Raw genomic sequence first — 20,927 nt, 5'->3', positions numbered from 1 at the left:
GTATCAAGTGACCACCCTTTCTATTGTTCTATAATTTGTGGATTCGAGGATACAGCTTCTACATAATATGTATGCACCCCGTTTTTATCTTTAACTTTAATTTCCCAGTTGGCCTGTAAAACTTGAATATTCGTTTCTTTTACAACAGTGTAATAGCCGAGACGGATACTTTCGACTTCTTCACCATGTTTTAAATACTGATTATAGTAAAGTGCTTCCAATGCTTCTCTTGCACGTATGACTTTTTTAGGCTCATTATTGGTCCCCTTAGACGGAAGGATGTCTTCCATAGTGGACTGTTCATATGATTTTGTACTGTCACCTTTCACCTCAAAAGTCAACTCTGCGCGATTATTATTCATAATCGGAAAGCCTCTATACGTTTGTTCGTATTTAATTTGACCGTCACTGGTTTCATGGTACTGGTACTCATTTCCTTTATAGATTTTATCATCTATATAAGGTTTTAAATGAGAAATCGGATCAACTTTGACGTCTACACGTTCGTCCATTTCTTTAGATAAGGTATGGCCGTGATTACTGACCTTAGCTTTGCTGTTATCTTCTGCTTCTTCTTTGAAGTCTTTAGAACGTGCTGTAACCAACTGCATTTTGACATGACTCACATCAGGCATACTTTTTGGCAGTTTAATATTTTCGCGTTCAAAGTTGACCGCATTATCATGTTCGGCATCGCTAATTTTAGATTTATTCACTTTATCTTGATAAACAAAAATTAAACACACATTGACGAGGAGAAAGACAAGTATGAACAACGTTTTAGTGCGTTTCCAGTTCATGTTTCCACCAACTCCCCATCTTTGTATTCGTACCATTTATGATTGTATTTAATATACCACGTTGGCGTAAACTGGCTGCCTTCTTGAATTTCAATTCGATCTTGAGGTCCACGAATGGCACTCATTTTATAGCCAACCACCATTTGTTCCACTTTCGTCAAATCAATGTTGCCTTTACTTGCTAATGTAGAACGTACATCTTCCGCATCTGGCATCGATTTCGGTTCATCACCATTATCAATAGTCACATTTGTTTTTAAGAGACCTCGACTATATTCGTATAATCCACGCTCACCCCAAAGTACACGAATTTCATTCAATTGGTTTGGATAAAATATCGGTCGTCCGTTGAGAAACATTTGATAAATAATTTCCCCTTGCTTGCTATTCGCACTAAACAAGCGGAAATCATCTGTAAAGCCCCCATGCTTATTAATAAAGTCAAATGCACGTGGTAAGCTAATATTCATATCGCGTGTACTATGCTCATCTTCGGACAGGTTCGTATAGTCATACGTTTCTTTCTCCGCATTGTAATTCACAACCCCTGTATTGTTATTGTACGTTGTGTTACCACTATTCGTAGTACGTACAATCGGCGTGTCATCAAAGAGAATCGAGTTCAAATCTTCTACATTAATATGATTAAAAATCGTGCGATAAGATTTCAAATCTTTCGGTGCTTTTAAAGCGTATAAATACGTTGCTTTATTGACTGTACTTCGATTTGTTACGATATCCGAATAAGGTTCTAATTCATCATGCATATGATCTATTCTCTGTTGAATCAATTTCGTATCGAGATTCGTTTCTAATTTAATAGCACGCTGATGGTTCGGTTGCATCGCATATAAAACGACATGCTGATGATCATCAATATCCAATATCAAACGATTAAATTTAAAATTCGCCGGTACTTTTGCTGGCATCTCAATGACTTCGTTGAGATACATGGATAGCGGTATGTCTGTCGGGAAGTCTAACACGACAAAATGATGGCTCAAATCTTTCAATAACACGACTTGATCATTTTGGATATCTTCAACTTCAATAATGCGATGTTTTTGAAATAGAGACATCATCTCATTAACTTCTTTATTTGCAGGCATTCCTTTCAAATGATCATGATCCACATGTACGAGCTGTAAAGGCGTGATGACCTGATTAAACTGCTTGTCATATCGCGTACCGATCGCTTTCGGTGTATCTTTTGTTTGCGGGTTGTCAATGTTCGTTAAATCTGGCGAAAAATTCCAAATCATAACTGTAAGCACTACACTGGAAAGAACGAGTGACACTAATATGATAGATTTAATCAGTTCTCTAGTTCGCATCCCAATCACCATCTTCTATTGTTTCACATGGAAGTGTGATAAAAATCGATGTACCTTGTCCTTCAACACTATTGGCCCATATACGACCTTGATGCGCTTCGACAATCTCTTTAGAAATCGCTAATCCGAGACCTGTACCCCCCATTTTTCGTGTCCTTGCTTTATCTACGCGGAAGAAACGATCAAAGATTTTATCGACTTTATTAATTGGAATCCCGATACCATTGTCTTTGATCCGAATTGTTAAACGGTTATGCACTGTGTTTTGTTTCACGTGGAACTCTACGCGTTTTTCACCGCGAGAATACTTCATCGCATTCGTAATCACGTTATCAAACACTTGTGTCATCTTATCTGGATCAATTTCCGTAAAAATGGTTTCTCTAGGAATATCACGGACAAAAGTCGTATCTTTCGCAGCCATTTCATGTCGATTAATAATTTTATTGATAAACATATTAAAATCGACAATCTCTTTCGTAATAGGTTCTGTTTCGTTATCCATTTTAGAAAGATGGAGTAAATCGTTGACTAATCGAATCATCCGCTCCGTTTCTTCACGTGTGACTGATAAAAATTGAGGTGCAATCGATTCATCTCGCCATGCGCCTTCTTCTAGGGCCTCGATGTAACTATTCATTGAAGTCAACGGTGTACGTAACTCGTGCGATACATTGGCCACAAATTCGCGTCGTTCACGCTCAATTTGTTGTTGTTCTGTAACGTCATGTAACACAGCGATATAACCTGTCACAAAGCCAGTTGCTTGAACAATAGTACTAAAATTAACGCGAACAATGATACCTTCTTCTTCATTAATATCTAATAAGAAACTATCATTGTTTTCATTTAATTCTTCGAGCGTAAATTCTTCACTTAAATCAATGACATCAAAAATAAAGTGTCCTGAGACTTCCTCTTTAGACTTACCTAACATTTTAAGTGCCATGTCATTAATGATACGCACACGCCCACGTCTATCTGTGGCGATGACACCATCACTCATGTGTGTGATAACAGAATCTAAGCGTCGTTTCTCACTCTCTGTATTCGCTTGTGCCTCTTGCACACGTTTCGATAAGTTGTTAAAAGCAAGTGCAAGTTCACCAATTTCGTCATTACCATAGATTTTCACACGCTGCGTATAGTTCCCTTTTGACATTTCGACCGTTTGATTACGCATATCTGTAATAGGTTTAGTAATCGTACGCGCAATAAAGAAACCTAAAATGACTGTAATAATTAAAGAAATCCCTGTACCTACAATGAAAATTTGGTTGATATCATTTAATTGGTCATAAACTTGGTTAATGTTAGATTCAATATAAATATCACCAATTAAACCGTCATTCGTACTTACAGGCATATTTTTAATCCATACCCGTTGCTTACCTTCACCATAATCTTTTAAAACGGTATCGGAGTTCTCTTGACCTAATGATAAGGCCTTTTGAATCGAACTCTCATTTGCTTTTTGGTTAATAATTGTACGATTTGACTGTTTCGATGTCGCAATAATAATTTGGTCTTTATCAATGAAACGAATTTCTATCATTTCATTGCGATTTGCATATTCGTTTAATAAATTTTGAATATCTTTTTGAATATTTCCGGATTCATTATCATCCGCATATATTTTTTCAATACCGAGCTCAATTTGTTTTGCATTTTGAGATATATTCGTTTTAAATGACTCTGTCATTTCTTTTTCGAGACTATTTGTAAAATATAGCCCAATAATTTGCATACCAATAATAATCAATAGGACATAGACAATAACAAGTTTCGTGTGAAGGGATTGAAATTGTTTTAACCACTTCATATTGCGCGTCCTCTAATCATGTTGTTGCAAGAAATATCCTACTCCACGACGTGTCACGATATAGTCTGGATGAGAAGGATCATCTTCAATTTTTTCACGTAATCGACGAATGGTAACGTCAACCGTGCGCACATCACCAAAATAGTCATAACCCCAAACCGTTTGAAGTAAATGTTCACGTGTCATGACTTGTCCCATATGTTTAGATAAATAATGGAAAAGCTCAAATTCACGGTGTGTTAAATCAATGTCCTCACCGCGTTTTTTAATAGAATATGCATCTGGATAAATCACAATATCTTTAATTGTAATTTCATTTGTTTGCATATGATTTTCTTGGCTCGGTTGGGCATAATGGCGACGTAAATTGGCTTTTACACGTGCAATCAATTCGCGTGTACTAAATGGTTTAGTCACATAATCGTCTGCACCCAATTCAAGGCCAAGCACTTTGTCGATTTCTGAATCTTTCGCAGTCAACATGATGATGGGCATATCAAATTTTTTGCGAACTTCACGGCACACTTCCATACCGTCTTGTCCTGGTAACATAATATCCAATAAAACAATGTCCGGCTCTTTTTCATAAATCAAATCCACCGCATCGTTACCATCATAAGCAACAAAAACGTCATATCCCTCTTTTTTGAGGTTGAATTCTAATATATCTGCAATTGGCTTCTCATCATCGACTACGACCACTTTTCTTGCCATAAAACATGACCCCATTTCTTAAAATTGCAATGATTATTCGTTACAAACTGGCATAATCCTATACCTTATAATGTATCACTAAAGTCTTGTGAATTCTATCTATTTAACTATTTGCTTCTATAAAACGAATGCGGATGACAATGACCTGCATTTAAATGCACAAAAAAGCAGTGCCTCAGCCTCTTTTAAGACTGCTTCACTGCCTGAGTAGGATAACTTCTATTTAAATAAAATGAATTAAGATTAATAAAACAATGACGATGCCACAAAAGATACCGAGTTTTTTCTGTATACGCACGACAGAGAGTGTCATCAATAATAAGCCAACGATATTCAATAAGAATATCACATGATTTTTGTATTGCACGACATCCAATAATGCTAATATACCAATGATAAGCACAATAGCTAAACCACTAATAAATAATATCTTCTCAGTGGGTTGAACTTCTTTTTTAAACACAGCGATCATCCTCATTTCTATACACTTTTATTGAAAAAAACACGTCACTCACCTTAACAAAGTAGGTTCTTCATTTTTAGACTGTATAAAAGACCAAAGAAAAAAGCAATGCCACTTTTCAATAGTGAAATTGCTTAAATAGATTGCGTACCGAGTCGAGACTCCCGAGGCATAGAGCCGAAACCGAAAATCCATTTTGGCTTCTTATGAGCTACAATAAAAGCCAAAATTAGTTGAGGTAAGGCGCCTGGGAAAGCGAGACTCGAAGAAGCAATCGGAAGTTTGCGACTTAATTATTATAGACACATAACCACCATATAAAGTGTACAGCCACAAAGTATCTCAATTTTGATACACATTTATATTTATGAAAAAAAGCCATTGCGGTTCACTTACATGAACTTCAATGACTTTCGTTTGCGCTAAAACCACTGTTTTAGCCTGATTTAGCGGTCCCGACGGGACTCGAACCCGCGATCTCCTGCGTGACAGGCAGGCGTGTTAAACCGCTCCACTACGGGACCATTTTTCATGGTGACTCCTACGGGACTCGAACCCGTGTTACCGCCGTGAAAGGGCGGTGTCTTAACCGCTTGACCAAGGAGCCTTTCTTAAACACAAGATTGATTATAGCATCAGGAAATCAAGTTGACAAGATTTTTTTGAATTTTTTTTGTATAATTTTTCATATAATGTTTAAAAGGGGGCAACATATGGAAAAACAAGTAGAATCAGCCGTTCCATACACGAAAGAAAAGCCAAAAAAGCAACTTCAATTTTTTAAAAAGTTTTTCTTTATGACATTGGGTGCAGTATTGATGGGTGTCGCACTTGAACTTTTTCTCGTTCCAAATCATTTGCTTGATGGGGGCATTGTAGGGATTTCAATTATCCTTTCTCATTTATTAGGGCTCAAGTTAGGGATATTCATTTTTATACTGAATTTACCTTTCTTCTTTTTAGGTTATAAACAAATAGGGAAAACTTTTGCGATTTCAACTTTATATGCGATTTCTGTTTTATCTATTGTCACTATCGTTTTGCATCCAATTGATCCTGTCATACATGATAAATTTTTAGTAACAATTTTTGGTGGGGCTGTCTTAGGTGTCGGTATTGTCTTAAGGTATGGGGGATCCCTCGACGGTACAGAAATCTTATCGATTTTAGTTCATTCGAAAATACCATTTTCAGTTGGAGAAATCGTGATGTTTATTAATTTCTTCATATTTGGTATTGCCGGATTTGTTTTTACGTGGGAGAGTGCTTTATTCAGTGTTGTAGCTTATTTTATCGCTTCTAAAATGATTGACACCGTCTTACTTGGTTTTGATGAATCGAAATCAATATGGATTATTAGTGATGCTTATAAAGAAATAGGAGAAGCTATTAACTCACGTCTCGGTCGTGGCGTCACATATTTAAAAGGAGAAGGCGCTTATACAGGAGAAGATAAGCGTGTCATCTTCTGTGTCATTACACGATTAGAAGAAGCAAAATTAAAAGAGATTGTCATGGCCATTGATGAAACCGCATTCTTATCTATAGGTAATGTTTCTGAAGTTCGTGGCGGTAATCATCGTAAACGTGATATTCATTAATGTTAATGATAAAGGAGGTTAACGATGAAGAAAAAGAAATCACAAATCCCTTTTGGATTACAAGCACATCAAAATAGCCGTTCGCTCATTTATAAAGCATTGTACCAACTCAATGATGTCGTACTAGGCGTTATCTTTTTAATAGGAAGTTTTCTCTTCTTTTCTGATTCAACTGTCTTTGACGGTACCGTTTTATTTGTAATTGGGAGTATTCAAATGATTATCCGTCCTTTGATTGCGATGGTTCACGATTTACATATGGCGATCATCGAGAAACGAGAAGGAGATTAGTCGAATCGCAATGATTATCATCAATGTCATCATTATTTTAGGTTTATTTCTATTAATTGGTTATATGTCTGGGACATACAAAGATGACTGGCTCTTTGTGAAGGCATGTGGTGTCAGTCTTGTCCTTATGGTTACAGCTTTATTATCACTTGCGATAGCGGGCGGTCTTGTTTATATCTTATTCGCTTTTCTATTACATGAAAAAGGGAGTATATTTAATATATTAGTTATTTCTATTTTGGCTGGTGGATTTTTACAGTTTTTCTTTGTTCGTTATATGATGCGATTGAATGCCTATAACGAAACGTTAATTGAAATTTTAGAGTATTTTATTCAATGGACCACCATACTCTTTACACTTTATCAATTTATTGTTACATCAAAAGGGACGATGGCTTTTATTAGTACCTTAAAAATCAACACACATTCTCTGAATATCGCATTATTGAATATCGTTATCCTACCTGTCCTTCTCATCAGTTGGATCGGGATTGCGATGACGAAAGTTTATATTAAAGATCACTATAAAGATGAATAAACAAAAATGCGACAAGCAGTGGCCCCTCAAAAGACCCTCGCTTGTCGCTTTTATAATTGATTTTTATAGACTAATTTATAAGGGGGGGGTAGTCTTACCGAAGTGTTGCCGATAGACTTACCGAAGTCTAAATACTTACCATAATTTTTCAACGATATTCGTTTGATTGCGGTCAGGACCTACAGAGAAGATAGAAATATGGACGTTACATAATTCTGAAATACGCTCTAAGTAACGGCGTGCATTTTGTGGTAGTTCGTCTAAACTACGTACACCTGTAATATCTTCAGTCCAACCTGGTAATGTTTCAAAGATAGGTTTACAACGTTTTAAGTCGTTTAAGTTTGCTGGGTATTCCGTAATCTCTTTTCCATCTAATTCATAAGCTGTACAGATTTTAACCTCTTCTAAGCCAGTTAAGACGTCGATAGAGTTGATTGATAAATCTGTAATCCCACTTACACGACGAGAGTGACGTAATACAACGGAGTCAAACCAACCTACACGGCGTGGACGACCTGTTGTTGTGCCATATTCACGTCCGATTTCACGAATATGGTGCCCTTGTTCATCAAATAATTCTGTTGGGAATGGCCCATCACCTACACGTGAAGTGTATGCTTTACATACGCCAACTACTTTTGATACATTTGTTGGCCCTACACCAGCACCAACTGTCACGTTACCCGCTACAGGGTTACTTGATGTTACAAAAGGATATGTTCCGTGATCGATGTCTAACATCACCCCTTGCGCACCTTCAAAAAGAACGCGCTCATCAGCTACAAATGCATCGTCTAACACTTTTGCAGTGTCTGTCACATAAGGTGCAAGACGTTGCCCTGCTTGATAGTATGTCTCAAAGATTTCATCAAATGATGGTGCAGATTGATGAAACATGCCTTGGAAATAATCATTTTTATATTCTAAATTTTCTTTTAAACGTTGTTCGAAAACTTCTCTATCTAATAAATCTGCAACACGAATTCCAATTCTTTGTGCTTTATCTACGTATGCTGGGCCAATACCTTTCTTAGTCGTACCGATTTTATTATCACCACGACGCGCTTCTTCAAGCTCATCTTGCTTAATGTGATAAGGTAGGATGACGTGTGCGCGGTTTGAGATGCGTAAATTATCTGTTGAAATACCTCTTTCATTTAAACCGTCTAATTCTTTTAATAACGCAACAGGATCAACAACTACACCGTTACCAATCACTGCAAGTTTATCTTTATAAAAAATACCAGATGGTACTAAATGTAATTTGTATGTTTCACCATCAAATTTAATGGTATGTCCTGCATTGTTACCACCTGAAAAACGTGTAATAACATCTGCTTGTTCCGCTAAAAAGTCTGTAATTTTACCTTTTCCTTCGTCTCCCCACTGTGTCCCAACAACTACGATTGATGACATAAGAGCACCTCCAAGTTTTCTCAATTAACCAAAGAGTATTCTACCAGTATCACAGTATGATTGCAAATCAAAAAACGAACATTATTGTATCACCTAGATGATGACATCTAGCATATGATATAAAGTAATGCGAAACCTAGAACCATGCGTAATAGAAGCATTGAATGCCATTTCATACAATTTCTAAAATCCTAACTTACGATAAATATAAGCAAAGAAACCAAACTGAAAACCGTACTTTAAAAACAAAAAATTGTTTTTCGTACGGTTTTTAAGCTAATTATTTTTTTATCCCATCTCTGCGTGAGCGTAATCAATATCCGTAAATTTATTGTATTGTTTCATGAAATGCAATTTGACCGTTCCAGTTGGACCGTTACGTTGCTTTGCAATGATAATTTCGATTTCTCCATTCTCATCATTCGTTTGCGGTTCAAAACCACCATCGTCGTCATCATCATCTCCGTCGCCACGATTATAATAATCATCACGATATAAGAATGCCACAATGTCCGCATCTTGCTCGATTGACCCTGATTCACGTATATCACTCATCATTGGTCGCTTATCTTGACGTTGTTCTACGCCCCGTGAAAGCTGACTCAACGCAATCACAGGACATTCTAACTCACGCGCAATCGCTTTAAGCATTCGAGAAATCTCAGAAACTTCTTGTTGACGGTTATCTGATGAACGAGAACCGCTGCCTTGTATTAATTGTAAATAGTCGATTACAATCATGTCCAAACCGTGCTCTTGTTTAAGACGGCGGCATTTCGAACGAATATCCGTAATACGAATCCCTGGCGTATCATCAATAAAAATCTTAGTTCGTGACAATTTCCCCACTGCCACAGTAAATCGATTCCAGTCTTCTTCAGTCATGGTCCCTGTACGCAAACGATTGGAATCGACATTACCAGAACTACAAATCATACGTGTCGCAAGTTGGTCTGCACCCATTTCAAGCGAGAAAATGCCCACTGTATATTGGTCTTCATGTGTCGCAACTTTTTGCGCAATATTTAAAGCGAAGGCAGTCTTACCTACAGAAGGTCGGGCTGCGAGAATAATTAAGTCATTTCGGTTGAATCCTGCCGTCATTTGGTCTAAATCGCGATACCCTGTAGGAATCCCTGGTGTTTGCCCACTATTCTGGTCGAGCTGTTCCGCATTGTCATAAACTTGTCCTAATACGTCACGAATGTCTTTGAAACCATCACTTTCACGTGTAGAAGAGAGTTCTAGAATACGACGTTCAGCATCGTTTAAGACTGTATCCAAATCTAATTCATCGTTATAGCCATCATTCGCAATGCTATCTGCTGTATGAATCAACTTACGTTTAATCGCATTTTTAAAAACGACATCCGTATAATATTGAATATTACGCGTTGTCGGTACATTCGTTGTAATTTCAGCGAGATATTGTGGTCCACCTGCTTCATTCACAACACCTTCTTGTGTTAGTCGATCAAGGACAGTCACAATATCTATATCTTGTCCATCTTCGTTTAAATCCATCATGGCACGGAAAATGTGTTGATGTGCGCCACGGTAAAAAGACTCTGGCAACAACACTTCTTGTGTCGATGACATCAATTCTGGATCTAAAAAGATTGCACCTAAGACAGACTGCTCTGCCTCATGACTGTGTGGCATTCGATTGTGTTCAAACATTTCATCCATGCCGAGGACCTCCTCATATTTGTTACATATCTTAACATATTCTATTATAAACCATACATTCCGGCAATGGTTGTCCGTTAGATGCCGTGATAAAGGGATATGATATAAAAAAGCTGGTGACTCTGTCGTCCCAGCTTTTTCTATGCTTATTGCTCTACAGTGTGTACACGAATTGTACCTTCCACTTCTTTATGAAGTTTAACTGGCACATTTGTATAACCTAGCGCGTGAATACCTTGAGGTAAGTCCATTTTTCGTTTATCTAATTTAATGTTATGTTGCGCTTTAAGTGCTTCAGCAATTTGTTTCGTACTAATAGAACCGAATAATTTGCCGCCTTCACCTGATTTCGCTTTAACTTCGACTTCAAGTTCACTTAATTTTTCTTTTAACGCTTTCGCATCTTCAAGTTCTTGTTGCTTGTCTTTTTCGATACGTTTGTTCTTTTGATCTAATTGTTTAAGGTTTCCAGGTGTTGCTTCAACTGCATAGCCATTTTTAATTAAGAAGTTGTTCGCGTAACCAACTGGTACCTCTTTAACTTCTCCTTGCTTACCTTTACCTTTAACATCTTGTGTGAAAATTACTTTCATGATTCGTCACTCCTATCCATTTGTTCGTTGATCACATGTTGTAATTTTTCAATGGCTTCCTCCACAGTCACACCTTCAAGTTGTGTTGCTGCATTGGTTAAATGACCACCGCCACCGAGTGCTTCCATCGTCAATTGAACATTGAATTCACCAAGTGAGCGCGCTGACATACCAATTAAGTTTTCCTCGCGTCTTGCTACAACATAGGATGCTTCTACTCCATCTAAACTTAACAGTTCATCCGCTGCCTGTGCAACTGTAACTGGATGATAAATTTTTTGATCCGAGCCATGTGCAATCGCAATGCCATTTTCTTGTAGTTTCACAGTACGAATCAACTCTGAACGATTGATATACGTTTCTATGTCATCTTTTAAGAAATGTTGCGTTAATATCGTATCTGCACCGTGTGCACGTAAATAGCTCGCAGCATCGAAAGTACGTGACCCTGTACGCAATGTAAAGTTACGTGTATCGACAATAATACCTGCATACATCACTGTTGATTCGAGTCGCGTCAAACGCTGTTCTGTCGGTTGATACTCGAGTAACTCTGTAACAAGTTCTGCCGTCGAACTTGCATAAGGTTCCATATAAATAAGTAAAGGATTGGAAATAAAGCTTTCACCACGACGATGGTGGTCAATTACGACTTTACGATTGGCTTTATTTAAAATATTTTCATCAATCACCATCTCTGGTTTATGCGTATCTACGATGACTAAAGTCGTTCTAGACGTCATCATATTCCATGCATCATCCGATGTGATGAAACGTTCTTTTAATTCTGGTTTTTCATCAATTTCATCCATCACACGGCGAAGTGTTGGATCGATATCGGAATCATTTAACACAATATAGGCATCAAGATTATTCATCATTGCAAAGCGTGTCACACCGATTGCTGCACCGATAGCATCTAAGTCTGGGCGCTTATGACCCATTACAATCACTTTGTCGCCTTCTAATAATATATCTTTTAATGCGTGAGAAATGACGCGTGCTCTTACACGTGTCCGTTTTTCCATCGGGTCAGTCTTACCGCCATAGAAACGAACATTCCCGTTCATATTTTTAATCGCAACTTGGTCTCCACCACGACCTAATGCCAAGTCTAGACCAGATTGTGACAGTTCTCCAAGGTCAATTAAATTTTCAGAGCCTTCCCCAATACCAATACTGAGTGTCAATTGTGCGCGATAACCCACACTTTTTTCACGAAGCTGGCTCAAAATATCAAATTTCGTATCTTCAATGTCTCGTAAAATACGACGATTCATATAGGCAATAAATTGATCGGAACTGTACCTTTTGAAAAAGACATCGTGTTCCTGTGCCCATCGACTAATCACACGAGTGACCATAGAGTTGATTTCTGAACGTTGTGTATCATTCATATTTTGCGTTAACTCATCATAGTTATCCAAGAACAACGTTGCAATAATTGGCTGTTGATCATCGTAAGCTTGTTGTATTTCAGCTTCTTCAGTTGAATCTAAGAAATACAAAATTCCTTCATCTTCTGAATACTTCACGCGATAATGGTATGCACCATCTTGCATCTCTATCTCTCTTGCTTTTTCAAGCTGCTTTAAAATATTAGGATAGATTTCATTAATAGGATCCGAAATCACATTGCGATCAAAACGTTCGGTCATAAAAGGGTTGACCCATTCTATCCGATCATTTTCATCCAATACGATTAAGCCCATAGGCATCGTTTTGGCAGCTCTATCACTTGCGAGCGACACCTTTCCGCTCAAATCATCTAAATAACGATCAAAGCGGCGATACAGCCGTCTAAAAATGAACAAACTGACGATGAGCATCACAAAAACAATGATAGCAGCTATAAAAGCCAAAAAGCGATTAAAGAAAAAGGACACACCTACAATAATCAATGCTGTCATCGTAATTACAAGGAATGGAACGATCAGTGCTTTCTTCATTGAATGACGGTTCATCTTGTTTGTCACCTCTTATCGTTTTTAATCATACTTTTTAAATTTAACCCAAGATCTAATAAACCAATCAAACGTGTCATTGGATAAAAAATAATACCTAACACAATAAAGATGACAGACACAGCAACTGGCATTCGTTTTATTGTAGTAAAGTAATGTATAAAACTTAAACCTTGAATGACTAATAAGAAACCTAATACAATTTGAAAATTAATACCGATACTATTGATTGTTGTGGCAGGTTCTGTTGTCACACTGACCAACAACGCAATGGCGTAAATAATAAATAGAGAACGTTTCATTTGCCATAAATATAATGGACGAAAAACAGGCGTTGCAATTTTGAATTTACGTAAGATTGGAAAGATAATCATCAACGTGATGATTAAATAAATTGCAATCGTCACAACAATCATAGCTGGCAATTGAACTGCCAACTGATGCACAGAGTTATTTAAAACCTCTCTTGCCTGTTGATCTAAATTTTGCATCTCAATCATTTGATTAACGATTTTTTGATAAGGCTCTAATAACACTTGTGCATATGGTAATTGTTTTAAACCTTGCAAAATCATGATAGCACCGATTGTAATGATGCTCGTCACAAGTGTTGCGACATACAAAATATGTTCTTTTGAGGCACGTTGCTTAAGCAATTGTGCAATCACTGCACTCAATGCTAATAAAATGATCATAAAGGTCATTACAAACAAGTCGCCCGTTAATGTTGAGAGTAATATCGTAATTAAAGTAGCCAATCCAAAAGAATGAATGGAACGGTACCATAATATGATTCCTGGTAAGGTTGCAAAACATGCGATAATCATTACTGACCAAGGCATAAAATGCAGTACTAAAGCTACCGCTAATAGAACAATTGTACCTACTAGGGTTTCTTTAGGCTTGATTTTAGAAAACAAAGACGCCACTTCCAAACTAATTTATTCTATAACTTCTATTTTACAAGCTTTGTAATATGAATACAATTTGTGTTGATTAGATGACATATCTTTACATCTCCTCAAACACAAAGAAAAGCTATATTTTAGCTATTATCCCTAAAATACAGCTTATTGTCTAGTATTTCTAGTTTACACAATTATAACAAATAGATAACATTATCGTCTAAAATTAGCGTCGAAATCGCGAAACTTTTAAGAAATGATATAAATAGGGCGCCCAGTCATTAAAATTAAGCAAAAAGCCATCATGCCCAACATTATCAGGCACAAAAAAATGACGATGGTATTTGAAGTGCTTACCAAGTGCAGCAACTTGATCATCGGGGTACAACAAATCATCGGTAAAACCAAGTGTCAGCACTTTTGTATTCAATGATTGATACACCTTGTCCACATTTTCTCTTCCTCTATAAATATCATGGCTATCCAAGACGTCTAGCAATGTTAAATAGCACTGTAAGTCAAATTGTTCTTTAAATTTATCACCTTGATATTTTTGATATGTGACGACTTCATCAGGTGTAAAACGGGCTTCATAGCTTTTAGATGATCGATACGTCAGGAAACCGAGTTGACGCGCAATACTTAAACCTTCTTTACCTGCTATGTGAATGGCTTGTCTCGCAATTTCATTAAATGCACGGCTATACGAAGATGTCTTTGCGGTCGCTGCAAGAATCACTGCTTTTTCTACTTCAAATTTATGCCGATAAAGGAGCTCAAGTGCTTGCATACCGCCTAAAGAACCGCCTATGAGTACATCAATTTTACGGAAGCCTAAAGCTTCAATTCCTTTTTCAAGCGCATGGGCAATATCGCGCATTGTAAGGTGCTGAGGAAAATTTTGATCTGTTACACGTGAGCTAGAACCGAATGGACTACCGATAACATTAAAAGTAAGAAACTGATAATCATGAAGCGGCATGTAACCCCCATCAATAATCTCACGCCACCACCCTGGATTTTCCTCTGTTCCATATGTTAAATGGTTGCCTGTCAACGCATGACAAACAAGCACTAAAGGTTGACCTGGGTAACCTACATGTTCATATTGAAGCTTTAAATTTTCAATTTTCTCTCCAGATTCAGTTGTAAAAGCGCCTAACTCTAATGTGTCAACTCGATAATTCATCATTTTAGTATGCCCTCCCTCTAAAATTCAAAAAAGGTTGTATTTCCGAAATAACGGTAATACAACCTTTGTAAGCACATCTATGTTAACTTATCATCCGCAATGGTTGGTTGTAGCACCGTACTTATCAATAAGTGGTTGCTGAAGCGTCACAGGGCCAAATCCCTCAACTTCTCTTAATAAGTATATTTTTGTTTTTTATCATACCTCATTCATTATCGACATGCAAACGATTATTAGAATAATCCGGCTATTCTCAATAATGCGACACTAATCATACCTACAATAACTGTTATTGTTAAACTTCTAAGCCAAAAAGCACTAATAACAGTGGGTATTAGCGCTAAGGCAAAGTTCCAGTTTAATGTATAACCCATCACACCTTTTTGTTGCTGGATTAAACCATCCACGACTAAAGCTGTGAAAAGGTTGATTGGAATAAAAGTGAGCCATTTTAAAACTTTATCAGAAAGCTGTACACGAGAAATCATCACAAGCGGTGTAATACGTAAAAGTAAAGTGACAATTCCCGAACCTATAATTGCCAATAAGATATAAAGTGTCATCGATCAATCACCATCCCTATTGCTGCAGTGATAGTAGACGCGAATAAAATTGCTAAATAGGAAGACATGACCATACTTAGCGATAACATCATAACAATGACAATCAGCATCAATAACAAATAAGTACGCATCTTTGACTTGGTGATTCCTTCAAATTGTGCAATCGTTAAAAATACAAACATCGCTATAATGGCATAATCTAAACCAAATGCATATGGATTTTTAAAAAAGTTGCCAAGTAACGCCCCCAAAATAGAGACAAAAATCCAAAATAAGTAGGCTGTTAAATTTAGTCCATACATCCAATTACGTGTTATGGGGAGACCTTTTGAATGAGGCGTTATGGCCACAGCAAAAGTCTCATCAGTGAGTAACGCGCCTACCCCAACTCTATGAAGTAAACTTTCCTGCTTAAAATTATTTGCTAGTGTCATACTCAATAGGAACATGCGACTATTTACGATTAACGTTGTCAGTACAATAATCCAAACTGGTGTATGAACAACCATTAAAGCGACAATAATAAACTGAGCAGCTCCGGCATAAACAAGCATCGATAACATCACGATTTCAAGTAAGCCAAAACCAGAAGCAACACCGACAACGCCAAAGGAAAATCCTATCCCTGCATAGCCTAACAAAGTTGGAATACATTCTTGTACGCCTTGCTTAAAAGTTGTATGCGACACCATGACACATCCCTTCTAAAAAAATTAATCTTATTATAATACAAGATTATCAAATTCTCTATCAGGTTAGTCTAACGTCATAGTGTCCGAAGTCTAACGATTGTATTAAAAAGGCTTAACAAAGGGGTTTAAAAAAATAAAATTTTCAGATTTTTTAACTGTTGTAAAAGCTGTTATAATATCATTTTATCTATTTACATGCTCAAAAATAGAGCGAGACAGAAACCATTTTGATTTCGTTGTCTCGCTCTAACAAATATCAAGACGTATATTTCTTAAACGCCAATTCAAATTTTATATCATTAATAAAACGATAATCTTAATTATCCTTCTACAACTGTTTCAAGGTTAAGTTCGATTTTAACTTTTTTACCTATAAAGACACCGCCTGTTTCTAAAGGTGCATTATAAGTAAGACCGTAGTCTTCGCGGTTAAGTTCACCTTTTAAGGTGAACCCTGCATTTGTATCGCCACTTAGAGGGTTTTTACCTGAACCATTGACATAAAGCTCGAATTCCTCATCTTGAGTATGTCCTTTAAATGTCACTTCAACTTGTGCTTTGTAGTGATCTCCCGCTGGCTCAATCGCTTTCGTTGTAAATTTAATTTCTGGGTATTGTTTTGCATCAAAAAAGTCTTCACTTTGTAAATGGTCATCTCGATCTCTCACATACGTATCGATAGAGTTCACTTGAATTGTACCTTTAGCTTGTAAAGATGTCGGCTGATCTAAATCGCCTTCAATCTCAAATTGGTAGTCATGAAATTGACCTTTCAATGTATTCACCATCATATGTTGAATCGCAAAACCGACATGACTATGTGCTGTATCAACTTTAAAATGTGCCATTAAAATACCTCCTTAAAAAATACGCATCTCTAGAGTATTTACCCTAAAGATGCGTATTCAATCATCTCACAATTATTTTGGTTCAATCACAGTTTGACCGCCCATAAATGGCACTAACGCTTCTGGTACAGTAATCGTACCGTCTTCATTTTGATAGTTTTCAACAATAGCCGCAAATGTACGACCTACCGCTAAACCAGAACCATTCAATGTATGAACATATTCAGGTTTCGCATCTTTATCACGTTTAAAACGGATGTTAGCACGACGCGCTTGGAAGTCTGTACAGTTTGAACAAGAGCTAATTTCTTTATAGTCATTGTAACTTGGTAACCAAACTTCTAAATCATATGTTTTACTTGCACCAAATCCGATATCTCCCGTACACAAGATGACACGGCGATAAGGTAATTGAAGTGCTTCTAGAATCGCTTCAGCATTAGTCGTCATTTCTTCTAAAGCATTCCATGAGTCTTCTGGCTTCTCAATTCTAACCATCTCTACTTTATTAAATTGATGTAAACGAATGAGTCCACGTGTATCACGGCCGGCAGAACCCGCTTCACTTCTAAAACATGCAGATTGACCTGTGAATTTTTCAGGTAAGACACCTGGCTGGATAATTTCATCTCTATAATAATTTGTCAATGGCACTTCTGCTGTTGGAATTGTATAGAGAGCTTCTTTTTCTACTTTAAATAAATCTTCTTCAAATTTTGGTAATTGTCCTGTGCCATACATTGCTTTAGCATTTACAAGTTGAGGTACCATCATTTCTGAATAACCATGTTGTGTCGTATGCATCGTAATCATAAAGTTCATTAAAGCACGTTCTAATTTCGCGCCATCATTTGTTAAGTATACAAAGCGTGCTCCTGATACGCGTGCTGCACGGTCAAAGTCAGCCATTTTTAAAGTTTCTACAAGATCCCAATGGGGTTTCGCTTCAAAATTAAATTCGCGTGGTGTGCCCCATTTTTTCAACTCAACATTTTCACTGTCATCTTTACCTTCAGGGACATCATCGTGAATAAGGTTAGGGATACGAGAAAGTTTGTCTTTTAATGTATCGTCAACTTCTTTAAGTTGTGCATCGATCGCTTTAATTTTCTCCCCTACTTCACGTTGTGCTTTGATCGCATCATCTGCATTTTCTTTGTTTCGTTTTTTTTCTGCGATTTGTTGTGATGCTTTATTACGCTCTGCTTTTAAATCTTCTGTTTGTTGAATCAAGTCACGACGTTGTTGATCTAAAGTCAAAACTTCTTCCACAACAGCAGGATCCATACCTCTTAAAGCAATTTTCTCTTTAACTTTTTCCTTCTCACTTCTAAATAATTTAATGTCTAACATATGCCAACTTCCTTTCACAAGTTTTTTAAAATTTAAGATGAGGAAACATCACGAAAATAAAAAACCACATCCCTCAACACAAGGGACGTGGTTTTGACGCGTTGCCACCCTATTTAACAGACATCTTCATATGTCTGCACTCTTACAAAATTTAACGGTTTGACCCGAATTGTTTCTATACGTGGATAGATTTCATATAGTGCCGTACATTTGTTTTCACCAACCACAAACTCTCTAATTCCATTCCTATATTACTTATTCCACAAACAATGTACTCTATTAATTTACATTTAATATATCAAAGAAAAATTTGAATAGCAAGCTTATTTCTGATATGCCACATTTTGTAAATAATTTGCTACATTTTCAATATCTCGATGGAATTGACGATCTTCTTTGATTGAAGGGACGATTTTACGTAAATCCGTAAACTTTTCATAGGTTTTAGGCGATAATTGAGATACATTTTTCAACTCTACGGCTTGAAGCGCAATAATTGCCTCAATTGCGATAACACGACGTACATTTTCTAGAATTTGATAACCAAGGCGTGAGGCTATCGTTCCCATTGATACATGGTCTTCTTGGTTAGCTGACGATGGGATAGAATCGACACTCGCTGGATGCGCTAATGTTTTATTCTCTGATACTAGGCTGGCTGCAGCATATTGCATAATCATTGCACCACTTTGTAGACCTGGTTCAGGACTTAAGAAAGGAGGTAGCCCACCATTCAATTGTGGATTAACTAATCGTTCAAGACGTCTTTCAGACACATTACCGAGTTCACTTGTTCCAATTTTTAAAAAGTCGAGTGCAAATGCGACAGGTTGACCGTGAAAGTTACCACCAGAAATTACGAGGGTTTCATCATTTTCATCAAAGATAAGCGGATTATCATTTGCCGCATTCATTTCAAATTCTAATTTTTCACGTACATAATTGAAGACTTGAAAGCTGGCCCCATGAATTTGAGGAATACAACGTAATGTGTAAGGATCTTGGACACGAATTTCCCCTTGGCGTGTAGTCAATTGGGAACCTTCCAGCCAGTCTAACATCCGTCCTGCTACCGCGACTTGTTCCTCGAAATTACGCACTCTATGCACCGCTTCATGATATGCATCTGTTATACCATTCAAAGCTTGATGTGTTAAAGCAGCTACCCATTCTGCTTGATATGCAAGACTCTCTGTCTCAATAAATGTAATCACACCTTGTGCAGTCATGGCTTGTGTTCCATTTATCAATGCTAAGCCTTCTTTAGCTTGAAGTGCCAAAGGAGCACGGTCAAGGCGTTTTAAGACATCCGAGCTGTCTAAAATCTCACCTTGATATTCAACTTTGCCTTCCCCGATTAAAGATAAAGCGAGATGAGACAATGGTGCTAAATCACCCGATGCACCTAAAGAACCTTGTTGCGGAATCACTGGAATAATCCGATTATTAATAAAAAAGACAAGCTGATCAACAAGGTCGGTTGTGACACCAGAATGACCTTTCAATAAAGTATTAAGACGCAAGACCATCATTACTAAAGCGACGCGTTGTGCAAAAGGTTGACCGACCCCACAAGCATGTGAACGAATCAGGTTGACTTGTAATTCATTATACTTTTGTTGATCAATTAATACGTCACTGAATAACCCAAAGCCTGTCGTAATCCCATATACTGTTTCCTTATTTGCAATAATGCGCTCCACAATCGCACGACTTCTTTTGACACGCGCATGTGCCTCTTCACTAATTTCAATTTGATCTCCAGTAGCTAGAAATTGGCGAATCGCTTCAATTGTGAGTTGATCCCCATTTAGACGTAAAGTCATCATTATCCACCCCTATCATATATTAGCTTTTGATGCGCATCGGACATCTTTTAGCTCGTCTACTCAATTTTGATGCTGTCCCATCCCCATCACACTTAATAATCAGTATAGGATTCTTAAATCGCTTAAACAATAGTTTTCATAATATTCGTAACATGGTATTAAATTAATCTTTTAACGTGTTAAACAAATGAGAAGAAGCTTAATCATCCATTTTAGTACAAGGATGAACTGGAGACGAGATTCATTTGAGGATAGCGATATATCAATTCTATTCCGCATTTTGAGCTCAAAATGATAAAAATATCTAAAGGCTAACC

General features: G+C 37.1%; 19 protein-coding genes, 2 tRNA genes, 1 riboswitch and 1 other annotated feature. Of the genes, 3 read left to right on the top strand and 18 right to left on the bottom strand.

Features of this window, described 5'->3' with window-relative positions; translation table 11 throughout:
• Positions 1–20: 20 nt before the first annotated feature.
• From HMPREF1208_RS07530 to HMPREF1208_RS07500, 7 genes are all read right to left on the bottom strand, one after another.
• Positions 21–800: a two-component system regulatory protein YycI gene (locus HMPREF1208_RS07530; RefSeq protein WP_016425753.1), complete on the bottom strand. Its 780-nt coding sequence runs from the start codon at positions 798–800 to the stop codon at positions 21–23.
• Positions 797–2,134 (bottom strand): YycH family regulatory protein, encoded by a 1,338-nt coding sequence (locus tag HMPREF1208_RS07525; protein ID WP_037559390.1) that lies wholly within the window; start codon positions 2,132–2,134, stop codon positions 797–799. Before HMPREF1208_RS07525 ends, HMPREF1208_RS07530 begins: the two co-directional genes overlap by 4 nt.
• On the bottom strand, positions 2,124–3,956 hold the full coding sequence (walK, locus tag HMPREF1208_RS07520; protein ID WP_016425751.1) for a cell wall metabolism sensor histidine kinase WalK: 1,833 nt from the start codon (positions 3,954–3,956) through the stop codon (positions 2,124–2,126). Before walK ends, HMPREF1208_RS07525 begins: the two co-directional genes overlap by 11 nt.
• A gap of 12 nt (positions 3,957–3,968) precedes the next feature.
• Complete coding sequence (yycF, locus tag HMPREF1208_RS07515; RefSeq protein ID WP_016425750.1) at positions 3,969–4,670, bottom strand: response regulator YycF; 702 nt, start codon at positions 4,668–4,670, stop codon at positions 3,969–3,971.
• Positions 4,671–4,893: 223 nt separating this feature from the next.
• A complete protein-coding gene (locus HMPREF1208_RS07510; protein ID WP_016425749.1) occupies positions 4,894–5,133 on the bottom strand; it encodes a hypothetical protein in 240 nt (79 codons plus the stop codon).
• Positions 5,134–5,583: 450 nt separating this feature from the next.
• Positions 5,584–5,657 (bottom strand) — tRNA-Asp (locus HMPREF1208_RS07505).
• Between the two features lie 8 nt (positions 5,658–5,665).
• Positions 5,666–5,740: transfer RNA gene (locus tag HMPREF1208_RS07500), tRNA-Glu, on the bottom strand.
• Between the two features lie 106 nt (positions 5,741–5,846).
• On the opposite strand from HMPREF1208_RS07500, the gene HMPREF1208_RS07495 reads away from it, so the two are divergent.
• From HMPREF1208_RS07495 to HMPREF1208_RS07485, 3 genes are read left to right on the top strand one after another with little or no spacing between them, the layout of a single operon-like run.
• Positions 5,847–6,734 carry a YitT family protein gene (locus HMPREF1208_RS07495; protein ID WP_016425748.1) on the top strand — a complete coding sequence of 296 codons (888 nt, stop codon included), beginning with the start codon at positions 5,847–5,849 and terminating at the stop codon, positions 6,732–6,734.
• A gap of 24 nt (positions 6,735–6,758) precedes the next feature.
• The gene (locus HMPREF1208_RS07490) at positions 6,759–7,025 is read left to right on the top strand and encodes a YrhK family protein (protein ID WP_016425747.1); all 267 of its coding nucleotides are present in this window, start codon (positions 6,759–6,761) and stop codon (positions 7,023–7,025) included.
• Between the two features lie 10 nt (positions 7,026–7,035).
• Positions 7,036–7,563 (top strand): SA1002 family membrane protein, encoded by a 528-nt coding sequence (locus HMPREF1208_RS07485; RefSeq protein ID WP_016425746.1) that lies wholly within the window; start codon positions 7,036–7,038, stop codon positions 7,561–7,563.
• Positions 7,564–7,698: 135 nt separating this feature from the next.
• Here HMPREF1208_RS07485 and HMPREF1208_RS07480 read toward each other — a convergent pair whose 3' ends face one another.
• From HMPREF1208_RS07480 to hutH, 11 genes are all read right to left on the bottom strand, one after another.
• Positions 7,699–8,982, bottom strand: coding sequence for an adenylosuccinate synthase (locus HMPREF1208_RS07480; protein ID WP_016425745.1), 1,284 nt, complete (start codon positions 8,980–8,982; stop codon positions 7,699–7,701).
• Between the two features lie 288 nt (positions 8,983–9,270).
• Positions 9,271–10,671 carry a replicative DNA helicase gene (gene dnaB / locus HMPREF1208_RS07475; RefSeq protein WP_016425744.1) on the bottom strand — a complete coding sequence of 467 codons (1,401 nt, stop codon included), beginning with the start codon at positions 10,669–10,671 and terminating at the stop codon, positions 9,271–9,273.
• A 146-nt stretch (positions 10,672–10,817) separates the two neighbouring features.
• On the bottom strand, positions 10,818–11,264 hold the full coding sequence (gene rplI / locus HMPREF1208_RS07470) for a 50S ribosomal protein L9 (protein ID WP_016425743.1): 447 nt from the start codon (positions 11,262–11,264) through the stop codon (positions 10,818–10,820).
• Positions 11,261–13,228: a DHH family phosphoesterase gene (locus tag HMPREF1208_RS07465; protein ID WP_016425742.1), complete on the bottom strand. Its 1,968-nt coding sequence runs from the start codon at positions 13,226–13,228 to the stop codon at positions 11,261–11,263. Before HMPREF1208_RS07465 ends, rplI begins: the two co-directional genes overlap by 4 nt.
• An 8-nt stretch (positions 13,229–13,236) precedes the next feature.
• Positions 13,237–14,157, bottom strand: a complete 921-nt coding sequence (locus HMPREF1208_RS07460; protein WP_228480298.1) for a DUF2232 domain-containing protein — start codon at positions 14,155–14,157, stop codon at positions 13,237–13,239.
• 202 nt (positions 14,158–14,359) lie between these two features.
• The gene (gene metX, locus HMPREF1208_RS07455) at positions 14,360–15,325 is read right to left on the bottom strand and encodes a homoserine O-acetyltransferase MetX (RefSeq protein ID WP_016425740.1); all 966 of its coding nucleotides are present in this window, start codon (positions 15,323–15,325) and stop codon (positions 14,360–14,362) included.
• Between the two features lie 84 nt (positions 15,326–15,409).
• Positions 15,410–15,508: riboswitch (SAM riboswitch) on the bottom strand.
• A 50-nt stretch (positions 15,509–15,558) separates the two neighbouring features.
• Positions 15,559–15,888 carry an AzlD domain-containing protein gene (locus HMPREF1208_RS07450; protein WP_016425739.1) on the bottom strand — a complete coding sequence of 110 codons (330 nt, stop codon included), beginning with the start codon at positions 15,886–15,888 and terminating at the stop codon, positions 15,559–15,561.
• Positions 15,885–16,580: an AzlC family ABC transporter permease gene (locus tag HMPREF1208_RS07445; RefSeq protein WP_016425738.1), complete on the bottom strand. Its 696-nt coding sequence runs from the start codon at positions 16,578–16,580 to the stop codon at positions 15,885–15,887. Before HMPREF1208_RS07445 ends, HMPREF1208_RS07450 begins: the two co-directional genes overlap by 4 nt.
• Before the next feature lie 320 nt (positions 16,581–16,900).
• Positions 16,901–17,428 carry a YceI family protein gene (locus tag HMPREF1208_RS07440; RefSeq protein WP_016425737.1) on the bottom strand — a complete coding sequence of 176 codons (528 nt, stop codon included), beginning with the start codon at positions 17,426–17,428 and terminating at the stop codon, positions 16,901–16,903.
• A gap of 72 nt (positions 17,429–17,500) precedes the next feature.
• Positions 17,501–18,781, bottom strand: coding sequence for a serine--tRNA ligase (serS, locus tag HMPREF1208_RS07435; protein ID WP_016425736.1), 1,281 nt, complete (start codon positions 18,779–18,781; stop codon positions 17,501–17,503).
• 78 nt (positions 18,782–18,859) lie between these two features.
• Positions 18,860–19,058 (bottom strand) — a binding site (T-box leader).
• Positions 19,059–19,104: 46 nt separating this feature from the next.
• A complete protein-coding gene (hutH, locus tag HMPREF1208_RS07430) occupies positions 19,105–20,607 on the bottom strand; it encodes a histidine ammonia-lyase (RefSeq protein ID WP_016425735.1) in 1,503 nt (500 codons plus the stop codon).
• Positions 20,608–20,927 lie beyond the last annotated feature (320 nt).

Origin of the sequence: Staphylococcus sp. HGB0015 (assembly GCF_000411275.1) — a bacterium.
GTDB lineage: Bacteria > Bacillota > Bacilli > Staphylococcales > Staphylococcaceae > Staphylococcus > Staphylococcus schleiferi.
Note: the sequence above shows the minus strand (reverse complement) of the source record. Positions and strands in the feature narration are given on the sequence as shown.

Bases quoted from the DNA above. Each gene is read 5' to 3' on its own strand.
- HMPREF1208_RS07530 (WP_016425753.1), bottom strand. From the start codon at position 800: ATGAACTGGAAACGCACTAAAACGTTGTTCATACTTGTCTTTCTCCTC.
- HMPREF1208_RS07525 (WP_037559390.1), bottom strand. From the start codon at position 2,134: ATGCGAACTAGAGAACTGATTAAATCTATCATATTAGTGTCACTCGTT.
- walK (WP_016425751.1), bottom strand. From the start codon at position 3,956: ATGAAGTGGTTAAAACAATTTCAATCCCTTCACACGAAACTTGTTATT.
- yycF (WP_016425750.1), bottom strand. From the start codon at position 4,670: ATGGCAAGAAAAGTGGTCGTAGTCGATGATGAGAAGCCAATTGCAGAT.
- HMPREF1208_RS07495 (WP_016425748.1), top strand. From the start codon at position 5,847: ATGGAAAAACAAGTAGAATCAGCCGTTCCATACACGAAAGAAAAGCCA.
- HMPREF1208_RS07490 (WP_016425747.1), top strand. From the start codon at position 6,759: ATGAAGAAAAAGAAATCACAAATCCCTTTTGGATTACAAGCACATCAA.
- HMPREF1208_RS07485 (WP_016425746.1), top strand. From the start codon at position 7,036: ATGATTATCATCAATGTCATCATTATTTTAGGTTTATTTCTATTAATT.
- HMPREF1208_RS07480 (WP_016425745.1), bottom strand. From the start codon at position 8,982: ATGTCATCAATCGTAGTTGTTGGGACACAGTGGGGAGACGAAGGAAAA.
- dnaB (WP_016425744.1), bottom strand. From the start codon at position 10,671: ATGGATGAAATGTTTGAACACAATCGAATGCCACACAGTCATGAGGCA.
- rplI (WP_016425743.1), bottom strand. From the start codon at position 11,264: ATGAAAGTAATTTTCACACAAGATGTTAAAGGTAAAGGTAAGCAAGGA.
- HMPREF1208_RS07465 (WP_016425742.1), bottom strand. From the start codon at position 13,228: ATGAACCGTCATTCAATGAAGAAAGCACTGATCGTTCCATTCCTTGTA.
- metX (WP_016425740.1), bottom strand. From the start codon at position 15,325: ATGATGAATTATCGAGTTGACACATTAGAGTTAGGCGCTTTTACAACT.
- HMPREF1208_RS07450 (WP_016425739.1), bottom strand. From the start codon at position 15,888: ATGACACTTTATATCTTATTGGCAATTATAGGTTCGGGAATTGTCACT.
- HMPREF1208_RS07445 (WP_016425738.1), bottom strand. From the start codon at position 16,580: ATGGTGTCGCATACAACTTTTAAGCAAGGCGTACAAGAATGTATTCCA.
- HMPREF1208_RS07440 (WP_016425737.1), bottom strand. From the start codon at position 17,428: ATGGCACATTTTAAAGTTGATACAGCACATAGTCATGTCGGTTTTGCG.
- serS (WP_016425736.1), bottom strand. From the start codon at position 18,781: ATGTTAGACATTAAATTATTTAGAAGTGAGAAGGAAAAAGTTAAAGAG.
- hutH (WP_016425735.1), bottom strand. From the start codon at position 20,607: ATGACTTTACGTCTAAATGGGGATCAACTCACAATTGAAGCGATTCGC.